Below are 15,482 nucleotides of genomic sequence, written 5' to 3' on the forward strand. Positions count from 1 at the left end.
GCAGCAGTTCACACGGGGGTTCGAGGCGCTCAGCGAACTCCCTGGAGAAATCCGCTCCCAGCAACTGCCAGGGCAGGGCGGTGAGTTCATCGGTGAGGTCCTCCAGCCGCTGGCGCATCCGCAGAGCGACGGGGAGGAGTCTGCGTCCCGCCGCGAGTCCCTTGCGCGAGAGTGTCTCCCAGCCTTCGTCGATCTCCTGCCGGGTCTGACCCCGGGAGGCGCTCAGCCAGTCGTCCGTGTACCCCAGCCATTCGTTGTGCACGATCGACGCCTCCGCGGACGTCAGGCCGGCCGAGGCCACCAGGGCCCAATGCGTGTCTCCCCGCCACTCGCGGAGCGCGTTCACGGCGTGCCAGCCCGACAGCAGAGGACTTTCCGGGCGGGGCATGGCGGCGGTGGCGGCGAACAGCACGCGTCCCAGCCGGGGGAGGCGATCGATCGCGGACCACAGTGCCGGCCCCATCTCGGTCAGCGGGTCGACGATGCCGGGGGCGTGACGCCGCAGCCCCTCGTCGACGGCTTCGTCCCGCAGTCGCCAGAACTCCTGGAAGGCCGCTGTCTCTCCCTTCAGGAGCTCGAAGGTGAGAGCGATGCCGAGCGGGCTGATGGTGCCGAACGCCGCGGTCAGTGCCTCGGCTCCGGCCGGTGCGAGTGGCGCTCCCCGGGAGGCGACGTAGCCGAGCGGGTTCGGCAGGCCACGGGCCTCGTACCGCGCCGTGGCCCCGGGATCCCAGAAGATCCATCCGATGGTGGTCTGCACGGAGCGCGCGTTGCGGCGGCTCCTCTCGGGCCACTCGCCGTCCGCTGTCCGAACCTGCCGTCGGCGGTCGGGGATTCCCGTCATCAGCTCGCCCCGTCAGCAGTTTCGGTTCCAGAGGGTGAAGGCGCCGGGAGCGTTCATCCAGTCGAAGGTCGTGACGCTGGAGTGGCCCTGCTGGGCGAGGTACCGCACGCGTTCGGCGGCGGCGGTGGGGTCGGGATCGGTGTCGTCGAGTGCGGGGGCGACGCTCTCGGCCGAGCCCTCGACGGTGAGGTAGTTGCTGCGGCAGTACCAGGACATGGGGTACCCGTCGTTCAGCCAGCGGGTGGCCTGGGTGTCGAAGACGACGAACCAGGGCCGCAGGCCGGCCGGGTACACGAGGCGCGGATCGCCGTTCGGGCCCGGGTGGGTCATGGCGGGCCACATGGAGGCGGTCTCGAGCCGGCCCGCTGCCGACAGGTCGGCCAGGTGCTGGGCGTATTCCTGTTCGGTGGAGAGGCTGTCCAGCTTGTAGCCGGAAAGTCTGTTCTCGATGGTGCCGGTGATCGGGAAGACGATGAACTTTCCGCGGAGCCGGCCCCAGGAGGGCCATGCGCCGGCCCGCGCCGCCGCGTCCAGGGTCGGGTAGGCGGTCCCGAGCATGTCAGCGGGGGTGAAGAGGTTCCCGGCACCGAGGTGTGCGGTCACCAGCTTGTCCAGTTGGGTCGGCCCCATGTTCGCGTTGGAGCGGAAACCCCATTTCAGCTCCAGTTTGAGGTAGACGGGGTCGTGGCCGGGGTGAGCGTCGCTCCATGCCCTGAGGTCGTCGAGGCAGGTTCTGAGGCTGCCGTTCTCCCAGGTCTTCCTGAAGACGCCCGAACCGGTGCGGTAGGTGCAGTTGTTGTCGTTGATCAAAGGATCGGAGTGACTGACGACCCAACCGCCGGGATTGCCGTAGGTGCTGTAGGCGTCGATCTCCAGCAGACGGGCTCCGAGGTCGAGGCCCGCGGTGATCGACTTCGATTTGCTCTTGTCATAGGCGTTGTGCAGTCCGGGCACGGACATCTGGTTCAAGGGAACATCGTCGAAGGCCGATGTGTCCGGCATCGGCTTCACCGTGGCGGCGTTGCCGGGTGTGGCGGTGACCCATGCCGAGGCCAGGCCGAGCAGGACGGTGGCGGCGAGACCGAAGGCCTTGCGACGCCACGGACGGGATTGCGTGGGAGCGGAGGGCATCGAGGCTCCTTTGTGAAGGGGAGAGTCGTGCACGGCACGATCGGGCAAGGAGGCGGGAGCGGTCCGCCGTCGGCTGTGCCACCGCTCAGGGCTCGCCGCCGCACCGCCCTCGTGACTCGGCGGCGGCCCAGGTGAAGATGCCCTGGGCCATGAGGGAGGACTCGTGCTCGGCGCGCGCCTGGTTGACGTCGGCGCGTGCCGCGTGTGCGGCTGCGTCGTCCGGGTCGGCCTGTACGGCGAACTCCGCCAGGTGGCCGGCGATCCGCAACTCGCCCGCGTCGGCGTAACGCCGGGCCGCCTGTGACAGTGCGGCCGCACCGCCGGCCAGATCCGCCAACGCGGTGGCGAGCCGGTCCTCGGGAGCCGGTTTCAGGTGCGCTGGATTTCCGTCGAACCACCCCGCATAACGCCGCCACAGGTTGCGCACGATGAACTCCGGCTCGTCGTACCTGGCACGCAGGTAGACGCGGTCGGCCAGGTGGGCGGGCGGGTGCACGGAGTGGATCAGTTCGTCCAGCCGGGCACCGGCGTTGAGTCCGTCCAGCGTCTGCTCGACCAGACTTTCCAGCCACTCGGCGGTCTCGGTCAGGGCCAGGCGGATCCGGGCCGCGCCGAAGACAGGCGCTCCGTGGGAAGGCAGCATGACCTCCGCGCCCAGGGCGGCCATGCGGCGCAGCGCCAGGGCCCACTCGCGCGGGTAGCGCTGCACCTTCTGCGGGTTGCCGCAGTTGGGGCTCACCCAGATGAACATGTCACCGGGGCACAGGATGCGGTGCCGGGGGACCCAGGCGACGGTCGCGTCGTCGGTCTCGCCCTCGACGTGGAAGAGTTCGAAGGTGAGCTCCCCGCGCGTCAGGGTGATCGCTTCGCGATAGGTCAGGTCGGGTCTGCGGTACCGGGTCGGCCAGCGGAGGTCCGGTGCCTGGAACTGCCGACGATTGATGAGCGCGTTGTAGCCGCCCGTCAGCAGGTAGCGGTCGAACCTCTCCCCGATCCTCTCGTGAGCGAGCACGGTCGGGCGTGCCGCGTCCTCCGCGTCGAAGGGACCCATCCCGAAGACGTGGTCGATGTGTCCGTGGGAGAAGACGGCCGTGGTCACCGGGAGCGGTGTCCAGGCGCGCACGGCCTGGTGGAGACTGCCGGCCGAGAGCGGGTTGCCGGTGTCGAACAGGATGACCTGGTCGTCCGTGCGGAAGGTGACGACATTGCCGAAGCCGGGATGCCAGCCCACGCCGTCGACCACCTCGATGACGCCGGAACCCGCCTGCCCCGCATGGACGATGCTGTCGTCGACGGCGCCGTGCCAGACCCGGTCTGCGTAATCGGTGAGGGACAAGCTCATGGGCCCATGCCACCGTGAACCCGTGCACGCGGCAATCGACTGCGGGGCCACCGGTGGCTGCCTACTGTTGGGACATGTCACAACCAGACGCCGAGCGGGACGGGGTGATCCGGCTGGCCGCACGCCTCGAACCGCGGGTCAACCAGCTGGCCAGATCCATCGTGGAACGACAGCGCGCCGAGGTGCCCGGCTTCGACCTCCTGCCCGCCGAGCTGCGGGACGTGGAGGTGGCGGCGACGGCTCGTCACGCGCTGCGCGGGTTCCTGAGCCACGTGCGAGGCCAACCGGACGTCGACATCTGGCTGTTCCGGGAGCGCGCCGCCGAACGCGCCGAAGAGGGCCTTCCCCTGGTGCAGTTGCTCAGGGGATACCACGTCGGCGCGGAGGTACTGCTGGACGCGCTGGGCGAGTTGGCGCGTCCGGGTGAGGAAGCGGCGCTGCGGTCCCTGATCCGGATGCAGTTGAAGGCGCTGCAGGCCACCGTCGAAAACGTCACCGAGGCCTACCTGGCGGCCCTCGCCGACCAGCAGGCTGCGCCAAGGGAGCTGGCCCGGGCACTGATCCGCGGTGACGAGCCCGAGGAGGTCGCCGCCCGCTACGGGCTGCCACTGGAGTCGGGCTACCTCGTCCTCCGCGTGCGGGCTCCCGAGCCGCAGACACCCGTGGCGGCACGCCGGTCGCTGCGCTGGGCGCTCGCCCGGCTCGCCCCGCTGGCCGAGGGACGCGTGCTCAGCCTGCCGGACGAGAGCGGCGGCAACGTCCTTCTGCCCTCCCGGATCGCGGTCGACGCGGTGGCCGGCCGGCTCTCCGCCCATCGTCCGGCAGCGCCGATCGTGGGCGTCGCGACCGCGGGCACCCTTCAGGAGGTGCCCGCGGCGGCCGAACGAGCACGCCGCATCGCCCTGGTGGCAGACGGGCCGGGCCTGCACAGGCTGCGGGACGTGCTGCTCGAATACCATGTGGCGACGGCCGCGGACAGCGCGCCCGAACTGGGCGCCCTGCTGCAACCGCTGGACGGTCACCCCGGCCTGACCGAGACCGTCGCCGCCTTCCTCTCCTGCGACTTCGACCGGCGCCGTACGGCCCAGGCACTCGGCGTGCACCCGAACACGGTCGACAACCGCCTGGCCCGAGTCGCCGAGTTGACCGGCGTCGATCCGCACACCGGCCGCGGTGTCCAGCTCTTCGGTGCCGCGCTGACCCTGCACCGGATCGCCGGCCGAAACCCCCGGGCACCCCTGCGAGCCTCGGACAGGAGGCCGGCGGACCACTGAACCGACCGCAGGGGCGGAGGTGTTCGGTGCCCGCCGGGCACCGGCCGCGCCGTGCCTACCCGCGCAGGTCGACCACCGTGCGCAGCTTGCCGCTGGCAGCGGTGCGCTCGAAAGCCGCCCTGGGCACGGTTTCCACGGCGAACGTCAGGAGTTCCTCCGCCTCGGCCGAGGCCACCTCCGCCACCTCGGCGACGAAGGCGTCCCGCGCGGCGGCTGCGTCGGACGCGTACTGCTCGTCGAGGCGCACCGTCAGCCGCTCGCGGCCGGCACCGGGGGAGACCAGCAACTGGGTCTCACCGCGGTAGTCCAGCCGCTCCTGCGCCGCCCGCACGAAGCGCCGGTAGTTGAAGAAGTACGTGCCGACGCGCACCACGTCACCGTGGCGGCCGAGGAGTTCCAGACGCGGTACGTGGCTGCCGCACGGGCACGGACCTTCCACGGCGCGTCCCAGGTCGCCGATCTCGTAGCGCTCCAGCCGCTGCCCGGCACGCGCCCGAGAGGTGAACACCAGCCTGCCGGGCTCGCCGGGCGCCACGGGCACGTCCGCGTGCGGGTCGAGGATCTCCAGAGTGTGCAGGTCGGTCAGCACATGGTGGACCGATCCCCGCGAGGCGGCGCACTGGTATCCCAGGGGGCCGAGGTCGGTACTGCCGTAGGCGGCCGAGCGGATCACCTTCACGCCGAACTCGTCCGTCAGCACCCGGCGTTGCTCCGCCGTGAAGTGCTCACCGCCGTAGAACACGGTGCGGACGCCGCCGTAGGCCCGCAGCCGGTCCGCCTCGGCGTGGAACAGCTGCCACAGGTAGGAAGGCATGCCGAACACGGTGTCGACCCGGTGCCTGACCAGCGCCTCGGCGACCGCGGCGTGGTCGGGCCCGGCGGCCATCGGGATCTGTGTGGCGTTGAGCCTTTCCAGGATGGAGAAGAAGCTGATGAAGCTCCCGTACATCCCGCCGCAGTAGAACAGGTTGGCCGCCCGGTCGCGGGCCGGGTCGAATCCCGCGGCGAGCAGTCCGTCGGCGGCGGCCCGCATCTGGTTGTCGTAGTCGTCGCAGGTGAACACGGACAGGGCCGGGACTCCCGTGGAGCCCCCGCTGCGGAAGTACAGGTGGGCGTACTCGTCGGGCAGGGAGGCGAGCGCCGTCTGCACGTCCTCCTTGCCCAGCGGCGGGCCGTCCGGCGGCGGGGGCAGCACGGGCGGCGCGACCAGGTCGTCCAGGCAGGGCACCGTGCGGAACGCCGCGGCGGACGCGCGGACGCTCACCCGCCGGCTGTAGCGCTGCAGCGCGTACACACCGTCGTGCGGCTCACCCTCGTAGCCCTCGTGCATGGAGCCGACCGGAGTGACCCGGGTGACGCCCGCGGCCAGCAGGGCCCGTGACAGCTCGGCCACGTCGGCCGGGTCGCCGCCGACCGCCGCCGTCTGCAGATACCTGCGCATCGGCCGCAGGGTCGCGGTGACGGTGTGGCGCGCGAGCGGCTTCACCCAGACGGTCCGGTGCAACGGGGAGGCGGTCAGCGCCTGCCGGGTGTCGGCCAGGACCCGCCAGCTGCCGTCCGTGGCGGCGATCACCCGGGTCAGGCCCAGGTGTCGTTCGAGCCTGGCGAGCTGCTCCACGGTCGTGATCTCGGCCTGCTCGGCCGGTCCGGGCAGCGGCGCCGTCCGGGCGCGGGAGACCTTCGCCAGCCGCTCGGCGAACGTTTCGGCGAAGGCGAAGACCTCCTGACCGTCCTCGGTGTCGAGGTAGACCACCTGCGGACTGGAGCACGCCTGCTGCTCGAACCGGCAGACGTCCGCGGCGAGGGCGTCGAGGGTGGCGACGTCGGCCGCCGCGTCGAGGGTCAGGTAGGCGAAGGAGATCCGGTGCCCCCACTCCACGACCCGGCAGCCGGGCGGCGCCATGTCGTTCACCGACCGCACGGCGTCCTCGCCGCCCCACACGGCGATCGCGTCGGCCTGCCCGCACAGCTCCCGCAGCCACTCCCGGCGCGACGAGGGGAAGCGCAGGACCACCACCCGCTCGCCGATCGAGCCGCTGGGGTCCGCCGCACACAGCGCGGCCAGCAGCTCGAGGGCCAGCGGGGTGTCGGAGCCGCTGGTCTTGAGCACGTTGAGGTTGCCCGCCAGCAGTCCCTCGACGACGCTCAGCGGCGCGACCGTGGCGGCGTTGCCCGGCGCGATGTGCACCAGCAGACCCACCGGTGCCCAGGACTCGTACGCCGTGAGGCGGGCGTCCGGCCGCGTCAGCCGCTCGGGGCGCACGCCGCCCAACTCCCGCCGCAGCTTCCGCTCCAGGGCCTGCCGGCTGAGCGCGGCGGCCAGTTCGGCGAGGACGGTTTCGGCCTCGTCCGCGGACAGGTGCGCCGCCAGCCGTACGTGCAACGGCGAGGCCGGGTCGGCCAGTTCGGCGCTCACCGCGGCACACGCGCCGATCACCACATCGGTGGGCAGCGGCCGGGCGACGACACGCCCCGTCAGCTCGGGCAGCTCGGCGAGCCGCCGGCCGGCCTCGGCGTCGTCGACGAAGTCGCCCTGCCACAGGTGGAGCAGGGGGTCGGGTACGGAGCTGGTCACGGCATCCCTTTCAGCAGCTCGGCGGCGGCGACGGCACAACTGCGGTTACGGCTCGTCCCGGCACGGCCGTGCACGGTGAACCAGTCGGTGGACAGCGGGCAGGCGCACTCCTCACCCGGGTGCAGCGAGGCGAGGTCGCCCATCACCACGCTGCCGGCGGGTACGGAGGTGATGTACGGGCTCACCAGGTGCAGGAAGCCTCGCTCTCCGTACGGCAGCGGCCGCAGTGTGGCCGTGTCGCGGACGGCGGCGCGCGACCACACCGGCACATGGAGACGGTGTTCGGCGCACTCCACGTACGGCACGCAGTGTTCGACGGAGCCGAAGGTGTCACGGATGCGTTCGCCGGGGACTCCGAGGAGTTCGGTGACCTCCGCGTAGAACTCGTCCTTGCCGATCTGCCGGTCGGCGTGGCCCTTCCAGCCACCGCCCAGCACCACCAGCGACCCCTTCGGCAGCCGCAGCGGCGGCACACCCATGGCGCTCATCCGCTCCAGCGTGAAGTGCAGGAAGGCGGGGAAGCCGAGGATGCGCACGGGCAGGTCCTCCTCGGCGTAGCGGTGCAGCGCCGCGATGCAGCCGTGCACGTCGAACTCGTGGCCGGATCCGGTGTGCCGCAGCGCGTGCGTGGTGTGCCGGGCCGGGGCGAAGTCGCACAGGTAGTTGTCGGTGAACGACGTGCCGAGCTTCAGCGAAGGCGCCGGCTCGTAGCTGTACAGCAGGTAGTTGACGGGCTGATCGGGCGTGATCCAGCCGTAGTGGTCGAAGACGCGGGCCACCATGCGCTGCGCCGCGCGGATGGTCCACTCGTCGAAGAACATCTGCGACTTCTGACCGGTGGTGCCCGAGGACGTCAGGTGCAGGAAGACGTCGTCACGGGGGACGGACAGCACCTCGTGGCGCTTGAAGAACGCGGCAGGCACCAGCGGGGCGCGTACGCGCTCGCCGACCGTGGGCGCGGCCTCCTCCGGGGGATCGCCCAGGAGCGAGGCGAAGAACGGTGAGCGCCGCGCGTGCCAGGCGTTGGCCTGTGCCATCGCGTCGGCGAACAGCTCGTCGACGCCGGCGCCGGTCGTGTACGGCGCCGCGAGGTCGCACAGCCGCTGCACGTGACCGAGTGCCTCCGGGTCGGGGACCTCGACAGGAGCGAGATGGGGGTTCATCGGGAAACCTCGTGGAGGGGCAGATAGGTGGCGGTCCAGGCGGTCAGGTAGGCCCTCAGGTACGGCTGGAGGAGCGGGCTGACGGCCGTCGTGCGGAAGTCGATCTGACGGCTGGTGCGGGACAGCACCACGTAGTCGTGGAAGCGGTCGCCGACGCGGCGCATCGCCGGGTACACCGCGCTCGGCACGAACCCCGATGCCAGGAAGACGTCCAGGGCCTCGGTGTCGGCCAGCGGCAGCAGGGTCTCGGCGTAGTCCGCGCCGGCCCGGGTGACCGCGGTCATCAGCGCCTCCAGGGCTCCGGCCACGGCCGCCGGACGCGGGTGGACGGCGACCAGGGCGCAACCGCCCGCCAGGGGATCGAGGTCGGCGTACGCCTCGAAGCCGCCGTCGGCCGCGACCAGCAGCGCGTTGGGTGTGTGGAGGGGGAAGAAGCGGTCGTCCGGGCCGGGGAACCGTTCCGCGAAGCGGCGGCGGACGAAGGCCGGGGCCGCGATCAGCTCGATCGGCTCGGCTGCGGTGGCGGCCCGCGTCGCTGGGCGCGCGGGTACCCGTCCGGTCCCGGTGTAGTCGACGCCGATGCCGCAAGTCGCGGCGGACAGCAGTGCCGTGAGGCGCTCCGGTACGTGGCCGACGGGGGCGCGGTGCTCCAGCACGCCGTCCGCGTAGCGGGCGAACAGCGCCAGACTCTCGCATCCCTCGACCTCGACCGCGTTGGGCATCAGACCGAGCGGGCGGAAGCCGTTGCGTACGACGACGTTCTGCGGTCCCTCGGTGACGACACGCACGGTGGCGTACACCGAGTCGAGGCGGCCGGTGCTGAACGCCTCCGCGCACACGGCGCCGGTCAGCCGGGAGGCGAGTCCTTCGCCGCGGTGCGCGGGGTGGACGGCCAGGCCGACGAGCTTGCCGACACGGTCGCCCGGGTCGGTCTGCACGACGGCGGAGCCGACCAGGTCGCCGTGCGGTGTGCGGGCGGTGAGCCAGTGGGCCGTGCCGTCGGAGACCAGCCGGCGCATGACGGCCGGATCGCTGCCGAGGGGTACCGGGTAGCCGTGCCCGTACACGTCGAAGTACAACTGCCGCAGTTCCGCGACGTCTTGGATCGCCGCGGGTGCGAGGACCACGCTCATGACGCTTCTCCCGTCAGAGTCGCCCGGCGGGCGGGCCGGCCCGGCTGTCCGGGTTCGGTGTCCTCCGCGGGTCCGCGCAGCCGCCACAGCGCCACCGTCACCGGAAGCAGGCCGGCGCCCTGCACCAGGCACAGCGTGCGGGCCGTCAGGTGGTCGCCGAGCGCGCCGAAGAGGAGCGAGGCCAGGGGGAAGGTGGCGCCGAGCAGCGCCTGCATCACCGCGAAGAAGCCCGGCTTGTCCCCGGCGGGCACCTGCCGCTGGAACAACGCCACGAACCGGACCCCGATGACCCCGACGCACCAGCCGACGACCAGGAGGGAGCCGACCGCGGCGACGTGCCCCGGGCACAGGCCCGGCAGTGCGAGCGCGGCCGCCATGGCGGCCAGGCACCCGCTGCCCACAGCGATGGGACGTCCTGGCACGCGCCCGCCGGTGAACGATCCGACGAGTGTGCCGGCGCCCAGCGCGGCCTCCAGCAGCGCAGCGGTCGAGCCGGTCGCGTGCAGGGTGCCTCGCGTGTAGAGGGGCATGACGACGTAGACGGCGGTGGTGAAGACATTGGCCGCGGCGAAGCAGAGCAGCACACGGCGGACGAAGGGCAGGCCGGCCAGGATGTGGCGCAGCGTCAGGGTCCGGGGCGCGTCCTCGCCCGCCGGACCGTCGCCCACCGCTGCGCGGGGGAAGCGGGCCGAGACGATGAGCAGGGCCGCCGACAGGTAGGCGCCGGCGCATCCGGCCACCACGCCGGCCAGTCCGCCGGCGTCCACCACCAGTGGGCCCAGCAGCCCGCCCGCGAGCCCGGCCAGCGACTGGGTGGACAGTTCGAACGCTGTGGCCGCCTCGATGTCGGCGTCCTCGACCAGCTCCGGCACCGAGGTCGTCAGACAGGGGTCGAAGACCGCCTGGCTGACCGCCAGTGCCAGCCCGGCCGCGTAGAGCGCGATCATGGGCAGGGCGGCCGTGCCGGCCCACACCGCCGTGGCCGCGCTGAGGACGCCCGCGGCGGCCGCCGCCGTGGCCAGTACCGTGCGGTGGGCGTGGCGCGCGACGAGGCGCGCTACGACGGGAGCCAGCACGATCGCCGGCAGGCTGCTCACCATCAGGAACAGGCCGGAATCCAGTCCCCGGTGATCGCCGCCCGCGACGCCGACCAGCCACCAGACGGCGCCGACCTGGTACATCCTGGACGCGGCCTGGCTGAGGACCTGACCGGCCCAGACCCTGCCGAACGACGGGTTGCGCAGCACCAGGGGCAGGCGCCGGGCGCACCCGGCGAGGTCGCTCATGAGTGCGGCCGTTCGTCGACCACGCGGATCAGCTTGCCGGACCGGGCGTTGACGGCCAGGTCGTGGTGCCTGACCCACTCCACCGCCAGTGGATTGACGTGTCCGGCCGCTGTCGCGCTCGCATAGAGGGGGCGCTGCTCCAGCAGCGCCGTCACGATGGACTCGCCCAACGCCGCGTCCATGTCCGCCGGTTCGCCCGTCGCCAGCCGCAGCAGCAGGCCGTCCCGGCCGGCCTGGCGGCGCACCACGAGTTGCAGCCCGCTCACCCGCCCGGCCGCGTCGGCGGCGGTGACGATGTCGTGCACGTCCTGCGTGTGCAGCGAGACGGGGCCGACCCGCACCCCTTCCTCGGCCCGGCCGAGGATGCGGAACACACCCGCCTCCCGGTCCACCCATTCGGCCCGGTCGCCGGCCGGGTAGCGCAGGACGGGCATCAGCCGTCTGCGCAGGTCGGTCACGACCAGCCGACCGGGTACGCCGTCGGCCGAGACCGGCAGGCGAGCGTCCTCGTCGAGGATCTCCACCACCGTGTGGGGCGTGAACGCGCGGTGCACTCTCGGGTCGGCCCCGGGTACCGCCTCGCCGAGGAGTCCGGCGTCCACGCTCGCGTAACCCAGGGAGCGCGCCTGGGCGTTGGGGAACGCCGCCTTCAGAAGAGGCAGTTGGTCTCCGAAGAGGCACTCTCCGCCGAAGAAGAGCAGTTCCACGTCCGGCAGGGTGCGACCGGCGGAGGCGAGCCGCTCGGCCAGCGCGCACAGTGTGGTCGGCGTGCCGGCGACGACCTGCGCCCGGAACTGCTCCAGAGTGGCCGCGGTGGATTCCCAGGGCGCCGCCCCGCCGATGGGCAGCCTCACATTCGCCACCGGAGAACGGTGCAGTGAATCGAGAACGAAACTGAAACTGGCGTAGAGGTCGCCCGCGTAGAACAGGTCGGCCACCCGGTGGCCCGGCCGCAGCCCGGCGGTGACGAGTCCCGCGCCGAACGCCGCGGTGAATTCTCGCCATTCCGTGCGAGTGTAGTAGGAGAATTTCGGGGCGCCTGTGGTGCCGCCGCTGCGAAACACGACGGCTTCGTCCAGCGGTGCGGTCAGCAGTCTGTTCTCATGGGGCGAGTTCGCCTGCCAGAAATCTCTCTGCGGTACCACGGGAAGGTCCGTGAGATCGGCCACGTGCGGGGGCAGATGAGAGTAGAGCTGCTGGTAGAAGGGCGAGTTGTGGCGCGCGAAGCGTATGAGCTCCGCGAGAGGTTGAACGGGCATCAATTCCTGCTCGAAGCAATGGAGAACCTGTCGCGGTAGGACGGTTCAGCGGGGCGCCGGGAAGATTGGCGGCGTCTCGAAGTGTGAATGCATCTCACCATTCGAAACGCCCTTGCGTCAACTCGGCCCAGCGTCAACTCGGCCCATCGGTCCAGGACTTCGACGCGCCGTACGCCGACGGGGCGGCGACGTGTTCGGTTCCGTCCGATGAAGAGACGGCCACCACATTCGACGGACCTTCCATAAGGAAAGCTTGAGCATTCCAGAAACCACGTTTATGGACCCGCGGCGCCGGGCTCCGGTGGCCGGTGCGCAGGCTCACCGCGTTGCCGCCGTCCGGGTTGTCCCGGCACCGCGCCCGTGTCCGGTCCGTGTGAAAGGCGTTGAGCGGTCACGGCGGCCGAGGCGTGGGCCGTCGGGAAGACGCACTCGTCAAGGAGGCGCTGTGTACGCAGGGAAAATGAGGTCCGTGGCCGCTGCGGTGGCCGTCGTGAGCGGAGTGATGTCGGCGGCCGCCTGCGGGCAGGCCGCCGCCGACAATCGCGGAGCCGTTGCGGAGGGCGGCAGTGCCACCGGTGACGTGTTCCAGGCCAACACGGCGCAGGACGGGCGCCAGAACAACCACTGTTCCACGGTCAACGGCGACGAGTCCTTGACGCTGACCGGTGGACGGCTGCAGGGGCGTTGTGTGACCGCGGACGGCTCCCACAACCTGTTCTCCAAGGTGCACTACGGTCCCGCGCACGCATCGGGCGGCAACGGCACCTCCCGCCTCTCCCAGGAGAACGTCGCTCAGCGCGGCCGGCAGAACAACGACTGCGCCAGCCCGAACACCCTGTCCCTGTCGGCCACGGACACCAGGATCGCGACACGGTGCGGCGATCTGGACCGCTCGGTCAACGAGTACACGCACTCCTCGGGGCGGGGGGCCTTTGCCGACGGCGCCTCGGGACGCAATTTCGACCAGGAGAACGTCGCGCAGGAAGGCCGGCAGAACAACGTCTGCGACAGTCCCAACTACATCTTCCCCGACTTGACCGACAGCCGGCTCAATGTCGACTGCGGCAACAAGGACGTCTCGGCGAACCGGCATGTCTGGGAGACGGGCGGCGGTGCCCGGGCCATCGGCGGACAGGCAGGCAGCGCCGAGCAGCAGGACATCGCGCAGGAGGGGCGGCAGAACAACAACTGCGCCAACCCGCAGAGCATCTTTCAGGCAGCCTCGGTGACCAGCAGCTCAGTGGGTGTCCAGTGCGGCAACAAGGATGCATCGCTGACTGAGGACACCCTGCACCGGGGCGGTGGCGCCCGGGCCGAGGGCGGAGCACTGACCGACGAGCAGCAGAACATCGCGCAGGAGGGGCGGCAGAACAACACCTGTGCCGACCCCAACATCCCGGCCTTCACCCTTACCGACGAGCGAACCCGCACCGAATGTCTGAACAAGGATCACTCACGCACCCGGCACAGTGTGATCAAGGGTGGTCCGAGCCGGGCCCGCGGCGGCTCGGGCGACGACCTCTTCCAGCAGAACATCGCGCAGGAAGGCCGGCAGAACAACGATTGCGGCAACAGCAACAACACCACTGTCACGCTGAGCGGTGAGCGGGCAGCGGACCGGTGCGTGACGGTGGACCGTTCCGACACCTGGGACGCCGAAGAGGTCAGCCGCGGCGCCGAAGCCGACGGGGGCTCGGCAGTGGGGGACGTCACCCAGCAGAACATCGCGCAGTCCGGCCGGCAGAACAACGCCTGCGCCAACGACAACAACGCGGGCGTGACCGTCACCGGCGGCCGTCGGGAGACCGCGTGCAAGACCGTGGACCTCTCCCAGAACGCGGGTACGAGGACGTTCAACGGTGGTGCGCGTGCCGATGGCGGCTCCAGTGGCGCGGCGCTGATCCAGCAGAACATCGCGCAGGAGGGTCGGCAGAACAACGCCTGCGGCAACACGAACGACACCACGCTGACCCTCACCGACAGCCGCACTCAGACCCAGTGTCTGGCCACCGACCGTTCGGTGAACATCGGCTCGCAGGAGGGCTGATCCGGGCCGTGCCCCGGAGGTACGCCCTTCGGTCCCGGGCAACCGGAACCGGGAGGAGCTGTGGGCGGGCAACGCGTCCGGTCCCCGTTCCGCCGGTCCGGCCGTGCGGGCACGCCGGACCGATGCGGCGCCGGGTCATCCGGCCCCAGGCCTCCCGCCTGGGGCCGCCGGCACGACGTGCGGCCCGGGCGGTGATCGACCTGCCGCGTCCGGGCCGCTCGCTGGGCCCGGCAGCGGCCACGGCCGGCCTCAGGGCCCTCGCCCACGTGGCTGTGGAATTGCGGGGAGCGCAGTGGGTGCGCATGCTGGCCTCATGGGTGTGTCCGCCGTGGATACGGACTGCGTCTTCTGCGGCATCGTCGGTGGCCGGGTGCGCGCCAGCCGGGTGTACGAAGACGCGCAGGTGCTGTCCTTCATGGAGATCCGTCCGGCGGCGCCCGGTGATCTCCTCGTCATTCCCAAGGCGCATGCGGCAGGCCTGGAGGACATCGACCGGGCTCTGACCGCCCACTTGTTCGGGGTCGTTCACGTACTGGTGCGGGGGCTGCGGCGTTCCGGGCTGCCGTGCGAGGGAGTCAACGTCTTCCTCGCCGACGGGGAGTCGGCCGATCAGACGGTCTTCCACCTCCACGTGCATGTCTTCCCCCGCACAGCGGACGACCGGTTCCGTCTGGACGTCAGGTGGCAGGAGCGGTCCCGAGCGGACCTGGACGACGACGCCGCACGGATCAGGGCCGGCCTGACTCGGGGCGGACATGCCCCCGGGCAGCCATGAGCCCATCGCCGGCGTGCCGTTCATCCCCCTGCCTGCCCCGCGTCGCGGCGGGATGGCCCATGGTCCGGTCGCACAGGTCTTCGGCCCTCGCGGAGCACGGTGGCGGCCACCGTGCTCCGCGGGCGGGCGCGAGGCCTCAGGGCCTCATCTCGTAGGCCCCCGACAGGGCCTCGACCCGCTGCCAGACGCGTCCGGAGCGCGTCTCGTCGACGACTGGGCGCCGGATCGCGTCGAGCGCCCAGAGCTGCTGCTCCTCGGTCGCGGAGCCCTTGCCGTGCAGTTCGACGGCGTGCGTGGAGAAGTCCCGTACGAGGACGGCGAACAGCTCGTCGAGCACGTCCTCGTCGAGCTGGGTCAGGGCCGCCTGCTCCAGGATCAGCTGCCCGTGCACGACGAGGGCGAAGAGCTGCCCGACGGCGAGGAGCAGGTCGAGGTCCCGGGCCTGCTCTTCGTCGGGCGCCGCCGTGCGTACGAACTCGCAGAGGGCGTCCGCCTGTTCGCGGAAGCGGGTCACGTTGGGCAGATGGGCGTAGGCGTCGAAGGCCGGCCGCCAGTCGTGGAACCGCACCGAGCCGAGGCCGCGGGCCGGACCCTGCCTGAAGAGGAAGACGTCGTCGGCGGCGTCGAGGCGGGTGGGCACGGGCTCGTAGGCG

Annotated in this window: 11 protein-coding genes and 1 pseudogene; 3 read left to right on the top strand and 9 right to left on the bottom strand. The window is 71.4% G+C overall.

What is annotated here, in order from left to right; translation table 11 throughout:
- From IE249_RS12100 to IE249_RS12110, 3 genes are all read right to left on the bottom strand, one after another.
- A partial coding sequence (locus tag IE249_RS12100; protein WP_189704778.1) for an SCO6745 family protein occupies positions 1 to 760 on the bottom strand: 760 nt, incomplete at its 3' end.
- 96 nt (positions 761 to 856) lie between these two features.
- Positions 857 to 1,975 carry a Ca2+-dependent phosphoinositide-specific phospholipase C gene (locus tag IE249_RS12105; RefSeq protein WP_189704779.1) on the bottom strand — a complete coding sequence of 373 codons (1,119 nt, stop codon included), beginning with the start codon at positions 1,973 to 1,975 and terminating at the stop codon, positions 857 to 859.
- A gap of 85 nt (positions 1,976 to 2,060) precedes the next feature.
- Positions 2,061 to 3,317, bottom strand: a complete 1,257-nt coding sequence (locus IE249_RS12110; RefSeq protein WP_189704780.1) for an alkyl sulfatase dimerization domain-containing protein — start codon at positions 3,315 to 3,317, stop codon at positions 2,061 to 2,063.
- A 74-nt stretch (positions 3,318 to 3,391) separates the two neighbouring features.
- Between IE249_RS12110 and IE249_RS12115 the strand changes: the two genes are divergently transcribed.
- A complete protein-coding gene (locus IE249_RS12115; protein WP_189704781.1) occupies positions 3,392 to 4,591 on the top strand; it encodes a PucR family transcriptional regulator in 1,200 nt (399 codons plus the stop codon).
- Positions 4,592 to 4,646: 55 nt separating this feature from the next.
- Here IE249_RS12115 and IE249_RS12120 read toward each other — a convergent pair whose 3' ends face one another.
- Genes IE249_RS12120 through IE249_RS12140 form a run of 5 tightly spaced genes read right to left on the bottom strand, consistent with a single transcriptional unit; the run spans position 4,647 to position 12,007 of the window.
- Positions 4,647 to 7,166 carry an acyl-CoA reductase gene (locus IE249_RS12120; RefSeq protein WP_189704782.1) on the bottom strand — a complete coding sequence of 840 codons (2,520 nt, stop codon included), beginning with the start codon at positions 7,164 to 7,166 and terminating at the stop codon, positions 4,647 to 4,649.
- Positions 7,163 to 8,329 carry a LuxE/PaaK family acyltransferase gene (locus IE249_RS12125; RefSeq protein WP_189704783.1) on the bottom strand — a complete coding sequence of 389 codons (1,167 nt, stop codon included), beginning with the start codon at positions 8,327 to 8,329 and terminating at the stop codon, positions 7,163 to 7,165. The genes IE249_RS12120 and IE249_RS12125 overlap by 4 nt, the downstream gene beginning before the upstream one ends.
- Positions 8,326 to 9,462 carry a GNAT family N-acetyltransferase gene (locus IE249_RS12130; RefSeq protein WP_189704784.1) on the bottom strand — a complete coding sequence of 379 codons (1,137 nt, stop codon included), beginning with the start codon at positions 9,460 to 9,462 and terminating at the stop codon, positions 8,326 to 8,328. The genes IE249_RS12125 and IE249_RS12130 overlap by 4 nt, the downstream gene beginning before the upstream one ends.
- The gene (locus tag IE249_RS12135) at positions 9,459 to 10,748 is read right to left on the bottom strand and encodes an MFS transporter (protein WP_189704785.1); all 1,290 of its coding nucleotides are present in this window, start codon (positions 10,746 to 10,748) and stop codon (positions 9,459 to 9,461) included. Before IE249_RS12135 ends, IE249_RS12130 begins: the two co-directional genes overlap by 4 nt.
- On the bottom strand, positions 10,745 to 12,007 hold the full coding sequence (locus IE249_RS12140; protein ID WP_189704786.1) for a phenylacetate--CoA ligase family protein: 1,263 nt from the start codon (positions 12,005 to 12,007) through the stop codon (positions 10,745 to 10,747). Before IE249_RS12140 ends, IE249_RS12135 begins: the two co-directional genes overlap by 4 nt.
- A gap of 502 nt (positions 12,008 to 12,509) precedes the next feature.
- Here IE249_RS12140 and IE249_RS12145 point away from each other — a divergent pair.
- Entirely contained in the window at positions 12,510 to 14,054 is a 1,545-nt protein-coding gene (locus IE249_RS12145; RefSeq protein WP_189704787.1) for a hypothetical protein, read from the top strand.
- Positions 14,055 to 14,367: 313 nt separating this feature from the next.
- Positions 14,368 to 14,829, top strand: coding sequence for an HIT family protein (locus tag IE249_RS12150; RefSeq protein WP_189704788.1), 462 nt, complete (start codon positions 14,368 to 14,370; stop codon positions 14,827 to 14,829).
- A gap of 136 nt (positions 14,830 to 14,965) precedes the next feature.
- On the opposite strand, the pseudogene IE249_RS37045 reads toward IE249_RS12150, so the two are convergent.
- A pseudogene (locus tag IE249_RS37045) lies at positions 14,966 to 15,482 on the bottom strand (acyl-CoA dehydrogenase); the annotation flags it as partial.

The sequence above is a fragment of the Streptomyces anandii JCM 4720 genome (genome assembly GCF_014650655.1).
In the GTDB taxonomy this organism is placed as follows: Bacteria; Actinomycetota; Actinomycetes; order Streptomycetales; family Streptomycetaceae; genus Streptomyces; species Streptomyces anandii.